This window comes from Asticcacaulis sp. W401b (assembly GCF_046503825.1).
Classification (GTDB): Bacteria; Pseudomonadota; Alphaproteobacteria; order Caulobacterales; family Caulobacteraceae; genus Asticcacaulis.
Map to the genome: position 1 here is coordinate 617,775 of NZ_JBKFEE010000001.1, position 16,893 is coordinate 634,667.

The following is a 16,893-nucleotide window of genomic DNA, read 5'->3' on the forward strand; positions in this document are numbered from 1 at the left end:
CCTCACGCCGACGCCCGATGGCGTTGCCAACAAACGGAGACTCTCATGGCGCACAAGTTCCTGATCAAGAAGAATAAGGCCGGCGAATTCGTCGCCTATTTCGTCTATAATTCCGAGACGATTTTCTGGACCGAAGGCTATGCCTCCAAGGCGTCGGCCAAGAACGCCATCGAGTCGATCAAGAAGAACGGCCCGGACGCGGAGATCGAAGATCAGACGGTCGAATAGGCGTCGCATCAAGCCATGAAAAAAGCCCGGAGGCCAATGCCTTCGGGCTTTTTTGTTTTGCACCGGTGCGCAGGGCTCAGGCCATATTCAGCGTATCGCGGATGATGGCGATGGAACCATGCGATTCCTCGGTGCATTCCATATGCAGTCGGTCGATTTCTTCCTGCGCGAACTCACGCATCAGCATGGCCGCCTGCGGCGACAGGGCCATCAGCGTGCGCACCGAAGCGCGGGCAAGGGCAAGGGAGGCGTCGAGATCGACCAGGTTAGCGGTATCACGGGCTACGGCAAGTGCGTAGAGGCGCGACGCCACATCGGATGAGCTATCGGACATAGGTATTTTCTGTTCTGACCTGAAAAGTCTATTTTTGGGGGAGGAAGAAGCCGCAGGCCCGCACAAACACACGCTCAGGCCACGGATATGCAACGCGTTATACCAGCGCGGACTAATATCATGCGGCTTACTTAGAAATCCACAACGCGGCCTTTAGGGGTCTTAACCGCGCAGCCCCATTTCTCATTTGATTTTAAAGGTTATTTTTGAGCAGGCAGGAGATTTATGCACAGAGCCGATCAAATAATCGAATTCATCCGATAATTCGGTCTCATTTTGCAAAGGACTGCGAAAATTTGCAAATACATGCCATCGCAAAAGCAGAAATTACCGCTTGGCCCTTCTGTATAGAAACAATTGCATGGCCTGCGTGGCAGGTCAATCCATATTTCATCGTGTGACTTGTTTTCACAATTCTGAAAATCGCGCACAAAAAAAGCCCGCCGTTTCCAGCGGGCTTTTCGGTAGTATTTTAAAGATCAACCGATCTTCTTGGCCAGACGTTCCTGACCTTCGCGGATCAGCTGAGCGGCCTGCTCCGGATCGCCCCAGCCCAGAACGCGGGTTTCCTTGTTCTTCTCCAGATCCTTGTAGTGGGCGAAGAAGTGGGTGATCTGCTCGATCATGATGGCCGGCATCTGACGATAGCTCGACACATTGGTATAATAGGGGTGCAGCTTGTCCACCGGCACGGCCAGAATCTTCTCGTCCTTGCCCGCTTCGTCTTCCATCAGCAGCACGCCAATAGGGCGCGAACGGATGACCACGCCCGGATAAACCGGCGTCGGACCGACCACCAGAATGTCGCAGGGGTCGCCGTCGTCAGCCAGCGTGTGCGGGATAAAGCCGTAGTTACCCGGATAGAACATGGAGGTGTAAAGGAAGCGATCGACGAACAGCGCGCCGGAATCCTTATCCATTTCGTACTTGACGGGCATACCGCCCTGCGGAATTTCGATGACGGCGTGGATGTCCCAGGGAGCGTTCGGACCGACGGAAATCTTATCGAGATTCATAGGATGTCTTTATTGTTTAACGGCATTGAAGATATGGTTTGGGCGCTGTCATAAGCGGTCCGCTTCTTTCGCACAAGCGAAGTCTGCGTTTTTTGTTTTCGCACTTTGCTACAATTTGTTACCCGACAAGGAATTATCGCTTGTCAGGCGACTTCGAAACACCGCAACTAGACCAAAGTCGGATAACAACAGAGACTTAGCAAAGACCGCATCCATGGAACTGATCGTCAAACTGTTCGGTAGCTGGCGCGATTTCGCCGCCCTTCTGGTCTTCATCTTCTGCTGGCTGGGCTATGAGCCGGTGCTCAAGGCCCTGTCCAAGAAATCGGGCGTGATCTTCAAGGACCTGACCATCGTGCGGCGCGCGTGGATGAAGGAAATGGTCATCCGCTCGTTCAAGCTCTACGACTCCAACCTGATCGGTCACGGCGTCAATTCAATGAGCTTCTTCGCTTCGGCCAACCTCATCCTGATTGCCGCCGTCGCCGGGGCCATCTTTACCGGCGACCTGTCGTACAAGAGCGCGCACGCGCTCGGTATCGACACCTCGTCCTCGGCCCTGCTCCTGATGAAGCTGGCTCTGGTCATGGTCTGTCTGGCGCGCGGGCTTCTCAACTTCATCTGGGCCCTGCGTCAGACCAACTACGCCGTGGCCGCCATGGGCGCGGTGCCCGAAAACATCGACCCGCAGAGCGCGCAGGCCTTCACCGAGGCCGTGTCGGACATTTTCGAGCCGGCCATGTCGAACTTTTCGCAGGGCGTGCGCGGTTACTATTTCTCGCTGGCCGCCGCCGCGTGGCTGTTCGGTCCGATCCCTCTGGCGCTGGCCAGCATCGGGGCCACCGCGCTTCTGGCCTGGCGGCAGTCGCGCTCACAGGCGGCGCGCGGCCTGCGGCGGATGCGTGAGCTTCTGGAGGAGCATCCCTACCCTACCCGCACGCGCCCTATCTATGACGGCAAGGTCGAGGCTGAAAGCGAAAATGCTGCGTCGCAGCAAGATAAAACAAATATAGAAACGAAAGCCGGCTGAATCGTTTTCTAAATAACGCAAAGGTTTGCTTAACGTTAATTCTTAAGCTTAGGAACCGTTGTAACGATACGTGATCATACAATTGCGTTTTCCGCTTGTGGATTTTTGCATCGCAACGTATAAAGTCAGTGTTCGACGTTTTTACGTCGATGCCCTTCCTGGGCGTTTCCTCCCTGTAGACTTTAAGCCGCGCTCGTGTAGCGCGGCTTTTTTTTGCCCGAATAAGTCCCTTGTACCAACGGCCGAAGATGCTGACCGCATCCGGCCGTTGAAGCAACGAGACTGTCTCATATGTATCAGCGACATGAGACAGTCTCGAAGGTAATACCAAGAGTCATTTTCAATGACTCTTGGTATTACCTTCGCTTCAGCCCGTCGATCACTGCTGCGATGGCCGCCTGCATGCGCCCGGCTTTGGGGCTTAGGGTCAGGGTTGCCTCATCCATGTAGAGCCCGCGGTTCAGCTCGATCTGTAGCGCCTCCACCCCCTTGTGCGGCTGGGCGTAGCGTTCCAGCGTATAGCCGCCGGCAAAGGGATGGTTATGCGCCACGCGGAAGCCGTGCGCTTCAAACACCTGCCGCACAAAGGCCGTCAGGCCGGGCGCGCACGCCTCACCATGCAGATCCCCCAGCACAATATCCGCCAGTTTCGCCGACGGCTGGGCCTCCGTGCCCGGTTTGAGCGTCGTCGAGGGCATGGAGTGCCAATCGATCAGCGTCACCCGCCCGTGCGCCGACTTCGCTTCGGCCAGCGCCTCGGTCAGGGCGCGGTGATAGGGGACGTGCACCTGCGCCAGACGCCGCGCCGCCTCCTCATAGGTGATCGGCTGCGCGTGAATCTCCCGCCCGCCCGACAGGCAGCGCGGAATGACGCCGTAACCGGAGCGCACGCGTAGCGACTGGCTGAGTGCGCCTTTCGGCAGCGCGCCGCGGATCAGGCGCGGGTCCAGCTCCAGCGGGTGGCGGTTTACATCGACATAGGCGCGGCTGTAATTGGCCCGCACCGCCCACACCCCTTCCAGCGTCTCAAACCCGACCAGCGCATCAACAAAGGCGTCTTCGGTCATGCGCAGGTGTTGCGCGTCATAGCGCGCCGCCGCCACAAAGTCCGGCGGCAGATACGGTCCCGAATGCGGCAAACCGAACACCAGCCCGCAACCCTTTACCGCCGGACGGCGTACATCCACGGCAGGGACGGTTTCAGTTGGGGATGAAAGGTCGGCCATTAAACCCGTGATAAGACAATTCTGCGCTCTCTTCACCCCTAATTTACACCTGCGCCCTAATCATCTACTCTCTGAGTAAACGGGGCCCCTTTCCCACAGGACCGGGATTAATGACCAAGATTCTCCTCGCGGAAGACGAAAATTCCGTGCGCAGCTTCCTGACGCGCGCCCTTCAGCGCGCCGGCTATGACGTTGTAAGCTGCCCCGATGGCGACAGCGCTATCGAAGCCCTCGATCAGGGGCCTTATGACCTGCTGCTGACCGACATTGTAATGCCCGGTGCCGACGGCATCGAAGTGGCCAAGGTCGCCTCGCAGCGCCAGCCGGGCCTGAAGATCATGTTCATCACCGGCTTCGCCGCCGTGGCGCTCAATGCGCAAAAGGCCTCCCCCGAAGCCAAGGTCCTCGAAAAGCCGGTGCATCTGCGCGAAATCGTGACCGAAGTCGAACGCCTGATTGCCGCCTGATTGGCCAGCGCGGGCGGCCCGCGCAAGTTTTTAAGTGGCGCTAACGCTTCGCTCCCTGAGCGCGGGCGAAATCGTCACCGAAGTCGAACGCCTGATCGCCGCCTGAGGGGCCAGTGTGGGCGGCCCGCGCAGATTTTTTAAGTTGCGCTAACGCTTCGCTCCTCGAGCGCAGGCGAAATCGTCACCGAAGTCGAACGCCGGATCGCCGCCTGATGGGTTGGGTTACACGGCCTTCATTATACCTCCCCACCTCTGGTGGGGAGGGGGACCGCACGAGCCGTCAAAGGCGGTGATCGGACCGCCGATGCGGATGCGGTGGTGGGGCCTCTTAGAGCCCACACGCCTTTCCCACACTTTCCACATTTTTGATCGCAAAAGCCCTTGCCACCGCCATTTTCGGCGGCTATACACCCGCTCCTCGCATCGGCACAGCGTTGCCGAACAATAGTGGACTCGTAGCTCAGCGGGAGAGCACTACGTTGACATCGTAGGGGTCACAGGTTCAATCCCTGTCGGGTCCACCATTTCCTCGTTTTCTTCGATAACTCGAAAGTTTTTTTGAGTTTGCGCTCAAAGGCTTCGCCTTTTGACGCCACGCAGGCTGCACCCCTGCCACTCAAGCGCTGTTATTCAGGTGCACACCGTTTATAACCCGTAACTTTCTCCCCGGTCCTTTCGTACTCGCCCTGGCGCATCGCGCCCAAAGCCTGCTGCCACAAACAGGTTAGCCGCAGGCGCACTCTGACGCCGCGAATTTAAAACTTACATCCGGCGTCGATATAGTCAGCGGCACCGTGCGCAACGGGGGAGATTGAGATGGACGGCCACAGCCACCCGACGACGGGACGCCCGCTTTGTACTGACGCTTCGCAGAGCCCCTGCCTCCGGCTTTACTCAGAGGTGCGGGCCGCGACCTTGCGCCTCGCTGCGCCCCTGTCGGCGGAGGACATGGTGGTGCAGTCCATGCCCGATGCCAGCCCGGCCAAGTGGCATCTGGCGCACACCAGCTGGTTTTTTGAGACCTTTCTCCTGAGTCCCCGCCCCGGCTATGCGCCGTTCGATGCGCAGTACGGCTATCTGTTCAACTCCTATTACGAAGCCAAGGGGGCGCGTCAGCCGCGCGCCCAGCGTGGGGTCCTCACCCGCCCGGCCCTGAGCGATATCCTGGCCTATCGTCAGCACGTGGATCATCATATGCGCGACCTGATCGCCGCCGGGCTCGATGCCGAAGGCGAGGCCCTGCTGGCGCTCGGTCTGGCGCACGAGGAGCAGCATCAGGAACTGCTGCTGATGGACATTTTGCACCTGTTCAGCCTGTCACCACTGGCCCCGGCCTACGATCCCGCCTTTGCCGCCGACGCCCCGGTGGGCGAGGCCCGGTTCATCGCCTGCGCCGGGGGGCTGGTCGAGATCGGCGCGACGGAGGACGGGTTTGCCTTTGATAATGAGCGGCCGCGCCACAAGGTCTGGCTGGAGCCCTATCAGATCGCCGATCGGCTGGTGCGCAATGGCGAGTGGCTGGCCTTTATGCACGACGGCGGCTATGCGCGGCCCGAGTTGTGGCTATCCGACGGCTGGGCCCGCGTGCAGGCCGAGGGCTGGCGCGCGCCCCTGTACTGGCGGCCCGACGGCGAGCAGTGGCAGGAATTCAGCCTGCGCGGCCTGCACCCCGTCGAGCCCGACGCGCCCGTCACCCACATCAGCTTCTATGAGGCCGATGCCTTTGCCCGCTGGGCCGGGGCGCGCCTGCCGACCGAGGCCGAATGGGAGGTTGCCGCGCGTCAGGGCGGGTTGCAGCAGGTGGATGACGTCGCCTGGCAATGGACGGCCAGCGCCTATCTCGGCTATCCGGGCTTTCGTCCGGGCGCGGGTGCCGTCGGCGAATATAATGGCAAGTTCATGAGCGGGCAGATGAGCCTGCGCGGCGGCAGTGCCTTTACGCCTGCCGGTCATGCGCGGGCCACCTATCGCAACTTCTTCGCGCCGGAAAAGCGCTGGGTGCGCGCGGGTCTGCGTCTGGCGCGCGATCACGCCCCGGCGGAGAGCCGCGATGAGGGCTTCGCCGCCGATGTGATCGCCGGTCTGTCGGCGCAGCCCAAATCCCTGTCGCCCAAGTATTTTTACGATGCGGCAGGCTCCGACCTGTTCGAGGCCATCTGCCGCACGCCGGAATATTACCCGACGCGCACCGAAACGCGCCTGCTGCACGACATCGCCGATGCGCTGGTGGCGGGCTGGACCGCTGATACGGTGCTCGTCGAATTTGGCAGCGGGGCCAGCGACAAGACGCGGATTCTGCTCGATGCCTGCCCGGCCTTGCGCACCTATCTGCCCATCGACATCAGCCCGGACGCCCTGCACGCCGCGACGGCACGGCTGCAAAGCGCCTATCCGCATCTGAATGTCGTGCCGCTGGTGGGTGATTTCACGCAGACCCTGTCACGGCCCGCCGCCCTTGCAAACAGACCCTGCGTGGGTTTCTTTCCCGGCTCGACCATCGGTAATTTCAGCCCGGACGAAGCGCGTGAGCTGCTGCGCGCCTTCCGGCACCTGCTGGGTGAAGAAGCGCAACTGATCGTCGGGGCAGACATGGTCAAGGACGAAGCGACACTGCACGCCGCCTATGATGATGCGGCAGGGGTGACGGCGGCCTTCAACAAAAACCTGCTGGTGCGGATGAACCGCGAATTACAGGGGGATTTCGACCTTGACGCCTTCGCGCATCTGGCCCTGTGGAACGCTGAGCGCGCGCGCATTGAAATGCATCTGGTCAGCCGCCGCGAACAGATCGTGACCGTCGCCGGGCAGAGTTTCACGTTTGCGGAGGGCGAACGTCTGCATACGGAAAATGCCCATAAGTTCACGCCGGACAGTTTCGCGGCCCTGTGTCGTGACGCAGGCTGGACGGTCGCGCACCAGTGGATCAGCCCGGCCCCGGCCTTTGGCGTTTTCGTCCTGTCCTGAACCCTTCAGCTTGTGATGCGAATACCGCAACTGGCATCGCTCCGATGTCGGAACACCTGAATCTGTCCGAAGCCTATTGAGCTTTGACGCCGAGCGGCCTACACAGAAAATTGCCCCGTACACGGACATTTTTCAGGACCACCCCGATTGGATGATCACGCCTCGCCTTCGCCCGCAACTCAGTTTGGGGCCCTCCCCTTTCGCGAGACGCGCAACGGCGAGGTCGAGTTCCTGCTGATCACCTCACGTGGCAGCGGTCAGTGGATCATCCCCAAGGGCAAGCCCATTCCCGACCTGGCGCCAGCGGAAACCGCGGCCCGCGAAGCCTTTGAAGAGGCTGGCATTCTGGGTGAGGTCGATCCGCACCCTATCGGACGCTTTGCCTATATGAAGGATCAGGGTCAGCCCAATGCGCAGTTCATCCCCGCCGTCGAGGTGTTCGCCATGCGGGTGACGCAGCAACTGACGCTGTGGCCGGAAATGGGTCAGCGCAGCATGGTGTGGCTGACGCCGGAACAGGCGCTGCACGCCATCGAAATCGACGCTTTGCGCAAGATTGTGCGGCGCTTTGCCAAGACCTTTGCCAAACGTGCTTAATCAGCCACGCGGCAGCGGCTCGGCCAGGGTTGAGCTTTCGAGCACGCGCGCCATGGCATCGCGCGCCGCCAGCAGCACCAGACGTAACTGACAATCATCGGGTGTCGGGCAATCCTCACACCTCGCATAGGCAGTGCGCGAGGCACACGGCGTCAGCGCCAGCGGCCCGTCGATCAGGCGGATCAGGTCGGCCATGCTGATCATATCGGACGGTCGCGCCAGCATATAGCCGCCCGAACGCCCGCGCTTCGACATCAGGAAGCCTTCGCGGCGCAGCTCAAGCAATATGCCTTCGAGGAAATGCAGCGGGGCCTTGATGCGTTCCGCCAGCTCACCCGCCTGCACCGTCTGACCCTGGGGGATACGGGCCATTTCCTGCATGGCGCGGATGGCGTATTTGGCACGCTGAGACAACATGGCGGCGGGGCAACCTGTATTTTTATGTTCCGTCGCCGCCTATTAGCACGAACCGGGTTACGAAAGCCATAAGCCCTATATGTCCGCTTTCATTACGAGCGGGCGCGGTCTTCGGCGGCAAAGTCATAGACGCGGATGCCGTCCTTTTCCGGCGGCAGTTCACGCCAGACGCGGCGCCGCATGGCACGTTCGGCGTCCAGACGGCCCGACGCCCAGTGCTCGTTCATGGTCAGGCGCGAAAATTCGTAGTCTTTGGATTGGCCATGATCGCCGCCGCCCGAATTGATCAGATGCACCAGCGAGACGCGGAAATGCGCGGCGCGTGCATAACAGGCCGCGATGGACGGCTCGGCCTGCACCTCCGGCGACAGCCGTTCGTACATGTGCCGGATGGCCTGACGCAGGCGATAACGCTCCAGAAAGGCATCGGTATTGAGGCGCGTGCGGCTGGAATAGGTGATGTCCTTGACGCGGCCATATACCTCATCGAGCGTTTTGGGCACCTCACCGCGCGACGAAAACAGGTCCATCTGAAAGACCAGGGTGTCACCATCCAGCCCCGCCGGAGCTTCGTGCAGCACATAGGTCAGGGGCGTGTTGGACACCACACCGCCGTCCCAGTAGGCTTCGCCGTCAATCGTCACCGCCGGGAAGCCGGGCGGCAGGGCCCCGGACGCCATGATGTGTTCCGGCGTGATTGGCGTTGTATGGCTGTCGAAATAGACCGAATTGCCGGTGCGTACATTGACCGCCCCGACGCTCAGGCGCACCTCACCACCGTTGATGCGGTCGAAATCGACATGACGCAGCAGGGTCTTGCGCAACGGCGAAATATCGTAGAAGCTCGTTTCCGACGGCAGGGACCACGGCGCGAAAAACGGCGTCAGGGCGGCCGGACGAAAGAAGCCCGGCACGCCGTTCAGCGCGCTCATATAGCCGCTCCATTGCCGGAAGGCGCTTTTCAGCCACGGATTATAGCCGCTCAGCGTATCGGCTGGGCTCTCTGAGGTGATCTGCGCCCAGAAGGACCGCAGTTTTTCGACGCGGTCTTCCGGCGCATTCCCGGCGATAATCGCCGCATTGATGGCGCCGATCGACACCCCGGCCACCCAGTCGGGCCTGACCCCGCCGGCGTGCAGCACCTCATAGGCCCCGCCCTGATAGGAGCCGAGCGCCCCGCCCCCCTGAAGCACCAGCACCGTCTGATCATAGGCCGCGCCGGGGTGGGTCACGACGTCGGCGGCGGCAAGATCGGGATGGCTTTGGTCCATGACAGGCAACTCCCCAACGGTCAGGCACTTACACGCGCTTTATGAACCGGAATCCGGCCTCGCGCATCATCTTTACGGACGATCACACAAAGCTTGAGCGGAACGACTCGAAAGGGCGAAAACAAGGCCAGTTAAGGGTTTTGTTAAGCCTTGTGGCTAAGCTGTGGCGTACTGATCCCCGCATTTTCTGTTTCACGACCCGCAAAGGATACTGTCTCATGCGTCTTCCTGCCCTTCTCGCTGCCGTGGCGCTTGGCGCCCTCACCGCCACCGCCGCCTCGGCCCAGAACAGCCCTATCGCCGTTGATGTGCACGGCGGCACGACCGGCGTCGGCATCGGTGCCCGTTACAAGCTGAACGACACCTTTGTCCTGCGCGCTGATTACGACTCGCTGAAGCACAGCGATGACTTCAATTCGGATGACGTCCAGTACAATGGCGAGTTGGATTTCAAGCCGTTTACCTTCGCCGTGGACGTCCACCCCTTCCGCAATTCGTTCTTTGTGTCCGGCGGTTATGTGACCGGTGACCGCAATGTTAAGCTCGACGCGCGTCCGACCGGCACCACCAATATCGGTGGCGTGCCCTTCACCCCGGCGCAGATCGGCACGCTGCGCGCCAATGCCGATATGGGTGATGGTGCCCCGTTCCTCGGCCTCGGCTTCGACAATACCTTCACCAGGGATGGCCGCTTCGGCTTCCGTGTGCTGGCGGGGGCTGTGTTGGGCGATGACCCCAGCGTTACCCTGACGTCGGACGGCACCTATGCCAATGACCCGGCCTACAAGGCGGCGCTGGAGAAGGAACGTCAGGAGCTTCAGAACGACGTGAAGGACGCCAAGACCTGGCCCGTTCTGCAAGTCGGCCTGACGGTAAAATTCTGATCGGGCTGAGTGACGGCGGAAACGATAAGAGAGGCGGTCCTTTGCGGGACCGCCTTTTTCACTTCAGATCATAAACAACGCAGGTCTGGACCTGAACCCGATACAGCGGCGGCGTCTGAATAAAGGCATTTTCGGCCGCGCGGGCTTCGAGCGTTGGGGCCCGGCTCCCGGATACCACGACCTCAGCCGTATCCGCTGTGGCCCGTTTCATGTTCATCGAGGTTTGCAGACGCGGCGCGTCGTCGTCCTCGAGCGTGTCACGCCCCAGAAGATCGGCGCGGCAGGCGCGGCCCGACGGGTCGATCAGACGAATACCACCCAGCGTGCTGCCCGTGGCCTCGGCTGCACCTTGCGCCCGCGCCGCCGCATCGAACGCGGCCTCATTGCGCAACCGCTCCCGCAGGGCATTGTCGGGCTGCAAGGCAAAGGCCACGCGATCCACCTGCGTCGGAGCGACCGCCAGAACCAGCGCATAGACCGGCTCCAGCAGGGCGATATCACGCACCTCAACGCGCAGGGTCAGGGTGGCGTCATAGCCCCGAATCTTGTCGCCGCGGACATTATCGACCTTATCGCCGTCACCATCCCGATACTGGTCATAAAAGGCCTGCACCGCAAAGTCCGTGGTGACGCGCACCGCCTCCGCCGGGCGCTGACGCAGGGCGGCGATCAGGGTTTCGGCCTGTGCAACCGCCTGACGCTGGGCTTCGCTGGCCGTCTTGCCCGTGCCCTTGAACCGCGCGGCGAAGGTGGCGCGGTTGGCCTCCACCTCCGTCTCCGCATAGCCCGTCTGCGGCAGGACCGCACGTTCCATCCACCACGGCGCAGCGTCAAAACGATCAGAGGTTTCGACCGGCTTTACAGGCGGCGCGGCCTCGGCCCCGACCGCCAGCAGCGGCAGGGCGCACAGGCCTATCCACAGGCGGCGCATCAGTTCAGCCCATAGACAACGCAGGCCTGCGCCGTCAGTTCATTCAGCGGCGGAGCCTGAATAAAGGCGTTCTGCGCGGCCTTGGCTTCGAGCTGTTCCACCGCGCTGGCACGGGCCGACATCTCCATGACGGGCGCGGGCGGCGGTGGCGGCGGAGCCATCGCATAGGCCACGGTCGTCGGCTCAAAATCCTCCCCGCCGCGCGGTTCACCCCGCGCCAGAATATCCGTCTGACAGGCGCGGCCAGTGGGGTCGATCACCTTAACCGCCCCCAGCTTGCCGCCCGCGGCTTCGGCAGCCTGACGCGCCCGGCGCGCCGCATCCTTCACCGCCTCATTATAAAGCCAGGTCTTGGTGGCGTTATCGGGCTCCAGCGAGAAATAGACCGGCTGGGACGCGGTGGGCGAGGCCGCCAGCACCAGAGCATAGGCGCGTTCCAGCGTGCGCAGGTCATAGACCTTCACATCCAGGCCCATGCTGACCTGATAGGCTTCGATCTTGTCGCCGCGCTGGTTTTCGATGCGGTTGCCTTCCTTGTCGCGGTACTGCTCATAGAGGACGCGCATGGAGAAAGAGGTGTTGACGCGCACCGCGTCCTTGCCCAGCTTTTTCAGCGCATCGGTCAGCGCCCGCGTTTGCGCCACGGCCTTTTGTTGCGCCTCATCCGCCGTCTTGCCCACGGCGAGGAAGGAGGCCGAAAAATGAGCGCGGTTGGCGTCAATTTCGGTGCGAACATAGCCCGTCTGGGTGATGACCGGGGTCTTCATCCACCACGGCGCGCGGTCGTAATCCGAGGCCTGATAGTTATTGGTCGTCGTCTGAGCGGCTGCTGGCAAAGCCAAAGCCATGCTCATGACAATCGGTAAAATTTTACGCATGAAAACCCCCTCTGCCGGATTGCTAATGGTGACACCATCGGCTGATTTTGCGGCACAATTACGACAGTCGGACCCTGAGTCACCCGGCAGCCACAGCCGCCGGCAAAATGTTAACACATCTGTCCAGACGCCCGTAAACAGTCTATATTAAACACGGACGTAAGCGTGACCCACTGCACACGAAGGGGGCTGTCTGAGCATGAAAAATCCGGCGGGGCCGAAGGCCTATTCCATGCCGCTCTTTCATTTCAAACACCAGCGCGAAGAGGACCTGTTGTCGCTTCGCTTCGATCCTGGCGAAGATCTCGAACAGAGGTCCAGACGCGGAGACATAAGAGCCGGGTTCCTTCTGGCTCACCTGTTAAGCACAGGTCAGGGCGTAGTCGCCGATCCCGCCCACGCCCAACGCACTTATAAACGTCTGCGTCGCCAGCTCTTTTTCCGTCCCTACACACACGATGCCGAAACCGCCTTTGACAAGGCCAGGCTGCACCATTTCGGCTGGGGCGGTCGAGCCAATCCTAAAAAGGCACTGCGCTATTTTCGCGCCTGCCGCCGTCTTTTCCGACAGGACGCCGATCAGGGCGACCGCTACGCCACCCACCGTCTGGCCGCCCTTTACTTTCACGGTCTGGGTGGGAATAAGGATGGTCTGGCGGCTATGCACTATCTGCGCCTGGCCGCCGAAAGCGGCCTTGTGCACGCCGAACTGGATATGACCGAAATGCTGTGGCACGGGCTGGGGGGCTGGAGGGACAAGACGGAGGCCGCCCGGTTTCTGGAAAAAGCCGCCAATAACAACCGTATGCCGCGTTTCCGGGCACTGATGGCCGAGGCGCAGTACCGGATGGGGCTGATGGTTCTGGAGGGGCTGGGCACAACGGTCAGTCTGAAAAACGGCTATGTGTGGCTGGCGATTGCGGCCCGCTACGGTCACGAGGCCGCCAACGAACGGCGCAAGGCGCTGGATCAAAGGCTAAGCCTGTCGCAACAGCTCGAATTTCAGCGCGCCGCCGCGGACTGGGTGCCGCGATACAGCCCCGATGAAGGCGAGCCCCCGCCCGGCCCTTACGCCGCACCACCGACTGGCTTTTATGCCGAAGCCCCTATATGACACCCTCCGTTCGCCGGTCCCTTATGGGGCCTTTTTTATTGCCCGGTTGTTCCTACACCCACGGTCGAAGAGGCAGAACACCTGCCACCGCGGATATCAGTCTTTTCGCCGCAGATCGAGCGTCATCGGATAGTCCGGATTGATATGCAGGGCCGGCACGCGCACGCGGCCCGGCGTATGGGTCGGGGCCTCAAAGCGCGACAGGCGGCGCCCCTCAGCCTCGTTTTCATTGAGCGGCAACTGCTCGTAATTGCGCCCGCCGGGGTGCATGACGTGATAGCGGCAGCCGCCGAGCGAACGTTCCAGCCGCGTGTCGATCACATCGAATTGCAGGGGCGTATTTACCGGCAGGTTGGGGTGCAGGCTCGACCACGGGGCCCAGGCCTTATAGCGCACACCCGCTAACTGAATATGGGCGTCGCGCGTTGGGTGCAGCGGCAGGCGGCGACCATTACAGGTCACAACGTGCTGATCACCCACGGCGCCGGACAGCACCACCTCCATGCGCTCGACGGAGGAATCAACGCCGCGCGACGTGCCGCCGCCGGACGGCTCCTCACCCATCACCGGCCACGGCTCCAGCCCGGCGCGCAGCTCCAGCGTCAGGCCGCCGATCTGCACGCTGCCAAGTGACGGGAAACGGAAATCGAAGAAGGGAATGAACCAGTCGCGGCTGAAGGCATAGCCGTGGCTTTTCAGAAAATCGAGCACCTCATGGAGGTCTTCGCGCACCTGATGGCCCAGCATAAAGCGGTCGTGCAACTGCGTGCCCCAGCGCACCAGCCGCCCCGTATAGGGCTTTTTCCAGAAGACGGCGATCAGGGCGCGGATCAGCAGCGCCTGAATGAGGTTCATCTGCGGGTGCGGCGACATCTCAAAGCCGCGCATTTCGAGCAGGCCCAGCCGCCCACGGTCGGAATCCGGCGAATAGAGCTTGTCGATGCAGAATTCCGCCCGGTGCGTATTGCCGGTCAGATCGACCAGCAGGTTACGCAACAGGCGGTCCACCAGCCACGGGGCCTGTTCCGCCTCGCCCTTGGGCAGGTTGGACAGGGCGATTTCCAGTTCATACAGCGACTCGTGGCGCGCCTCGTCGATGCGCGGGGCCTGAGACGTCGCCCCGATATACATCCCCGAAAACAGATAGGACAGGCTGGGGTGTTTCTGCCAGAAGCGGATCATCGAGCCCAGCAGGTCAGGACGGCGCAAAAACGGCGAATCCTCCGGCTTCTGCGCCCCCATGACGATGTGATTGCCGCCGCCCGTGGCGACGCGCTTGCCGTCGATCAGGAACTTGTCGGCGACCAGCCGCGCGAGACGCGCCTCCTCATAGACGGTGGTGATGATGTCTTTCAACTCATCCCAATGGCGCGCCGGCTGGATATTGACCTCGATGACGCCGGGGTCGGGTGTGACGCTTAAGGACTCGATGCGGTGGTCGCGCGGCGGACCGTAACCTTCGATGACCACCGGTATTTTGAGGTGCGTAGCCACCGCTTCGATGGCCGAAATCAGCTCAAAATAGTGCTCGGCATAGGCGGTCGGCGGCAGGAAGAGGAACAGCTTGCCATGCCGCACCTCAGCGCACAGGGCCGAGCGCACCAGACCGTTGGGCCCGGCCCAGCGCTGTGGGTCGCCCGCCGTGCCGATGGCCCTGGCAAAGCGCGGCACCAGAGACTGCGCCTCCGGTAAGGCCTCGGTCGGGGCGAAGGGCGAGCGCGGCGGGAAGAGATGCGCGTCCACCTCAGTCTGATCGACAAACGGCAGCGCCCCCAGCGGCAGACGCAGCCCAACCGGCGAGTCGCCGGGCAGCAGCATCATCTTTTCGGTGCGGAACCGCCACGGGTTAGACATCCAGCCGTCAAACTGTGCCGAATATTGCAGGGGCAGGACAAAACCCGTCGGCTGGCCCAGATCGTTGTCCAGAAGCGCCTGAAGCCGCTTACGCTCCGTCGCCTCATAGACATCGGCCTTCAGCATCTCGCCCTCAAGCGGCAGGCGCTGCTCCTTCCACAGGTGGTAGGGAATGTCCTCATAGGCGTCAATCACGAGGTCTTCATGCAGGCCCAGCGCCCCGGCCAGGGTGCGCAGGAAGGTACGCGCCGTCGCCTGCGGCTCATGGGCAGCGGCTTCCGGGTCAATTAGCAGGCCCGCATTGAGCCACAGCGGCTTTTGGTCCAGCCGCCAGAAGGCGTTCATCGCCCAGCGCGGCAGGATTTCGCCGGGATACCACTTGCCCTGCGCGTGCTGCGCCAGCGCGCCCTTGGCAAAGCGCGCCGACAGGCGTTTGAACAGGTCAAAACCCAGTTTCTTCTTGGTGTCAGACAGGGCCGTAAAATGCCACTCATCGCCCGTGCGGTCATCCAGCGACACGAAGGTCGGCTCGCCGCCCATAGTCAGGCGCACATCCTGCGCCGTCAGGGCCTTATCGACCTTATGCCCCAGCGCGTCGATGCGCTGCCATTCGCCGTCCGTATAGGGCTGGGTGACGCGGCGCGACTCATAGATGCGCGTCACGCCCATCTCATAGCTGAACTGCGACTGCGCCGGTTCGTGCGCCCCGGTGATGGGCGCCGCCGAGGTCGGGTTGGGGGCGCAGCACAGCGGGATATGGCCTTCGCCGGTGAACATGCCCGACGTCGGATCAAGCCCGATCCAGCCGGCGCCGGGCAGATAGACCTCGTACCAGGCGTGCAGGTCGGTGACGTCCTCGCTGACGCCGGACGGGCCGTCCAGCGATTCGACATCGGCCTTCAACTGGATCGAATAGCCGGAGACAAACCGCGTGGCGAACCCCTTATGGCGCAGGGCCTGACAGGCCAGCCACGCCATGTCGCGGCACGAGCCCTGAAGCAGGGTCAGGGTCTCGGCCGAGGTCTGCACCCCCGGCTCCATGCGCAGGGTGTAGTTGAGGCGCGAATTGACCTTTTGGTTGAAGGCGACCAGAAAATCAACCGTCCCCCACTTTTCGCCCGTCGCCGGGTTAAGGTCCGGCATGGACCGTACAAAGTCCATCAGCAGGTCGTCGCGTTCCTTGATTTCCAGATAGGGCGTCAGTTCCTCTTTGAGCGACTCCGCATAAGTGAACGGGTAGTGGGTCGCCGTATCTTCGAGGAAAAAGTCGAACGGATTGAAGACCTTGATTTCAAGGACCAGATCGACCTCGACGCGGAACTGCGCCACCTTGTCCGGAAAGACGATGCGCGCCAGCCAGTTGCCAAAGGGGTCCTGCTGCCAGTTGATGAAGTGGTTTTCCGGCTCAACCTTCAGCCGGTAAGACTGCACATGGGCGCGGGTGTGCGGGGCGGGCCTTAGCCGGATGACCTGCGGCCCCATGCCGATCGGCCGCTCGTAACGATAATCGGTAACGTGATGCAGCGCCGTCAGTATGGTCATTCACTCATCCAGTCTTATACCTCCCTGCCTCTGGCAAGGAGAGATGGCCGTCTTACACCTCCCTGCACCGGCAGGGAGAGGTGGTAGATATCCTGCGACCTGTAATCTACAGAATCACCGGGCCGCTTGAAGCCCCCACC

The 16,893-nt window shown here is 61.7% G+C and carries 15 protein-coding genes and 1 tRNA gene; 8 read left to right on the plus strand and 8 right to left on the minus strand.

What is annotated here, in order from left to right; genetic code table 11:
• Positions 1-45 precede the first annotated feature (45 nt).
• The gene (locus tag ACK8OE_RS02975; protein ID WP_013479361.1) at positions 46-228 is read left to right on the plus strand and encodes a YegP family protein; all 183 of its coding nucleotides are present in this window, start codon (positions 46-48) and stop codon (positions 226-228) included.
• Between the two features lie 76 nt (positions 229-304).
• Here the strand turns inward: ACK8OE_RS02975 and ACK8OE_RS02980 are convergent, their stop codons facing one another.
• On the minus strand, positions 305-562 hold the full coding sequence (locus ACK8OE_RS02980; RefSeq protein WP_126419550.1) for a hypothetical protein: 258 nt from the start codon (positions 560-562) through the stop codon (positions 305-307).
• A gap of 479 nt (positions 563-1,041) precedes the next feature.
• The gene (gene ppa / locus ACK8OE_RS02985) at positions 1,042-1,578 is read right to left on the minus strand and encodes an inorganic diphosphatase (protein ID WP_126419549.1); all 537 of its coding nucleotides are present in this window, start codon (positions 1,576-1,578) and stop codon (positions 1,042-1,044) included.
• Positions 1,579-1,792: 214 nt separating this feature from the next.
• On the opposite strand from ppa, the gene ACK8OE_RS02990 reads away from it, so the two are divergent.
• Positions 1,793-2,608, plus strand: a complete 816-nt coding sequence (locus ACK8OE_RS02990) for a DUF599 domain-containing protein (protein WP_410271303.1) — start codon at positions 1,793-1,795, stop codon at positions 2,606-2,608.
• A 356-nt stretch (positions 2,609-2,964) separates the two neighbouring features.
• Here the strand turns inward: ACK8OE_RS02990 and ACK8OE_RS02995 are convergent, their stop codons facing one another.
• The gene (locus tag ACK8OE_RS02995; protein WP_410271304.1) at positions 2,965-3,834 is read right to left on the minus strand and encodes an N-formylglutamate amidohydrolase; all 870 of its coding nucleotides are present in this window, start codon (positions 3,832-3,834) and stop codon (positions 2,965-2,967) included.
• Between the two features lie 110 nt (positions 3,835-3,944).
• Here ACK8OE_RS02995 and ACK8OE_RS03000 point away from each other — a divergent pair, with 110 nt between their 5' ends.
• The 4 genes from ACK8OE_RS03000 (at position 3,945) to ACK8OE_RS03015 (ending at position 7,862) form a co-directional block, all read left to right on the plus strand.
• Positions 3,945-4,301 (plus strand): response regulator, encoded by a 357-nt coding sequence (locus tag ACK8OE_RS03000; RefSeq protein WP_013479366.1) that lies wholly within the window; start codon positions 3,945-3,947, stop codon positions 4,299-4,301.
• A 449-nt stretch (positions 4,302-4,750) separates the two neighbouring features.
• A tRNA-Val gene (locus ACK8OE_RS03005) sits at positions 4,751-4,825 on the plus strand.
• Positions 4,826-5,117: 292 nt separating this feature from the next.
• Complete coding sequence (egtB, locus tag ACK8OE_RS03010) at positions 5,118-7,265, plus strand: ergothioneine biosynthesis protein EgtB (protein WP_410271305.1); 2,148 nt, start codon at positions 5,118-5,120, stop codon at positions 7,263-7,265.
• 147 nt (positions 7,266-7,412) lie between these two features.
• Entirely contained in the window at positions 7,413-7,862 is a 450-nt protein-coding gene (locus ACK8OE_RS03015) for an NUDIX hydrolase (protein ID WP_410271306.1), read from the plus strand.
• Here the strand turns inward: ACK8OE_RS03015 and ACK8OE_RS03020 are convergent, their stop codons facing one another.
• Positions 7,863-8,279 (minus strand): RrF2 family transcriptional regulator, encoded by a 417-nt coding sequence (locus ACK8OE_RS03020; RefSeq protein ID WP_013479369.1) that lies wholly within the window; start codon positions 8,277-8,279, stop codon positions 7,863-7,865.
• Positions 8,280-8,371: 92 nt separating this feature from the next.
• Entirely contained in the window at positions 8,372-9,550 is a 1,179-nt protein-coding gene (locus ACK8OE_RS03025) for a patatin-like phospholipase family protein (protein ID WP_410271307.1), read from the minus strand.
• A 218-nt stretch (positions 9,551-9,768) separates the two neighbouring features.
• On the opposite strand from ACK8OE_RS03025, the gene ACK8OE_RS03030 reads away from it, so the two are divergent.
• The gene (locus ACK8OE_RS03030) at positions 9,769-10,434 is read left to right on the plus strand and encodes a hypothetical protein (RefSeq protein WP_290799096.1); all 666 of its coding nucleotides are present in this window, start codon (positions 9,769-9,771) and stop codon (positions 10,432-10,434) included.
• A 58-nt stretch (positions 10,435-10,492) separates the two neighbouring features.
• Here ACK8OE_RS03030 and ACK8OE_RS03035 read toward each other — a convergent pair whose 3' ends face one another.
• Positions 10,493-11,365, minus strand: a complete 873-nt coding sequence (locus ACK8OE_RS03035) for an SIMPL domain-containing protein (protein ID WP_410271308.1) — start codon at positions 11,363-11,365, stop codon at positions 10,493-10,495.
• Positions 11,365-12,243, minus strand: a complete 879-nt coding sequence (locus ACK8OE_RS03040; protein WP_410271309.1) for an SIMPL domain-containing protein — start codon at positions 12,241-12,243, stop codon at positions 11,365-11,367. Before ACK8OE_RS03040 ends, ACK8OE_RS03035 begins: the two co-directional genes overlap by 1 nt.
• A gap of 199 nt (positions 12,244-12,442) precedes the next feature.
• On the opposite strand from ACK8OE_RS03040, the gene ACK8OE_RS03045 reads away from it, so the two are divergent.
• Positions 12,443-13,357 carry a tetratricopeptide repeat protein gene (locus ACK8OE_RS03045; RefSeq protein ID WP_410271310.1) on the plus strand — a complete coding sequence of 305 codons (915 nt, stop codon included), beginning with the start codon at positions 12,443-12,445 and terminating at the stop codon, positions 13,355-13,357.
• A 96-nt stretch (positions 13,358-13,453) separates the two neighbouring features.
• Here the strand turns inward: ACK8OE_RS03045 and ACK8OE_RS03050 are convergent, their stop codons facing one another.
• Complete coding sequence (locus ACK8OE_RS03050) at positions 13,454-16,753, minus strand: DUF2126 domain-containing protein (RefSeq protein WP_410271311.1); 3,300 nt, start codon at positions 16,751-16,753, stop codon at positions 13,454-13,456.
• Positions 16,754-16,893: the final 140 nt, after the last annotated feature.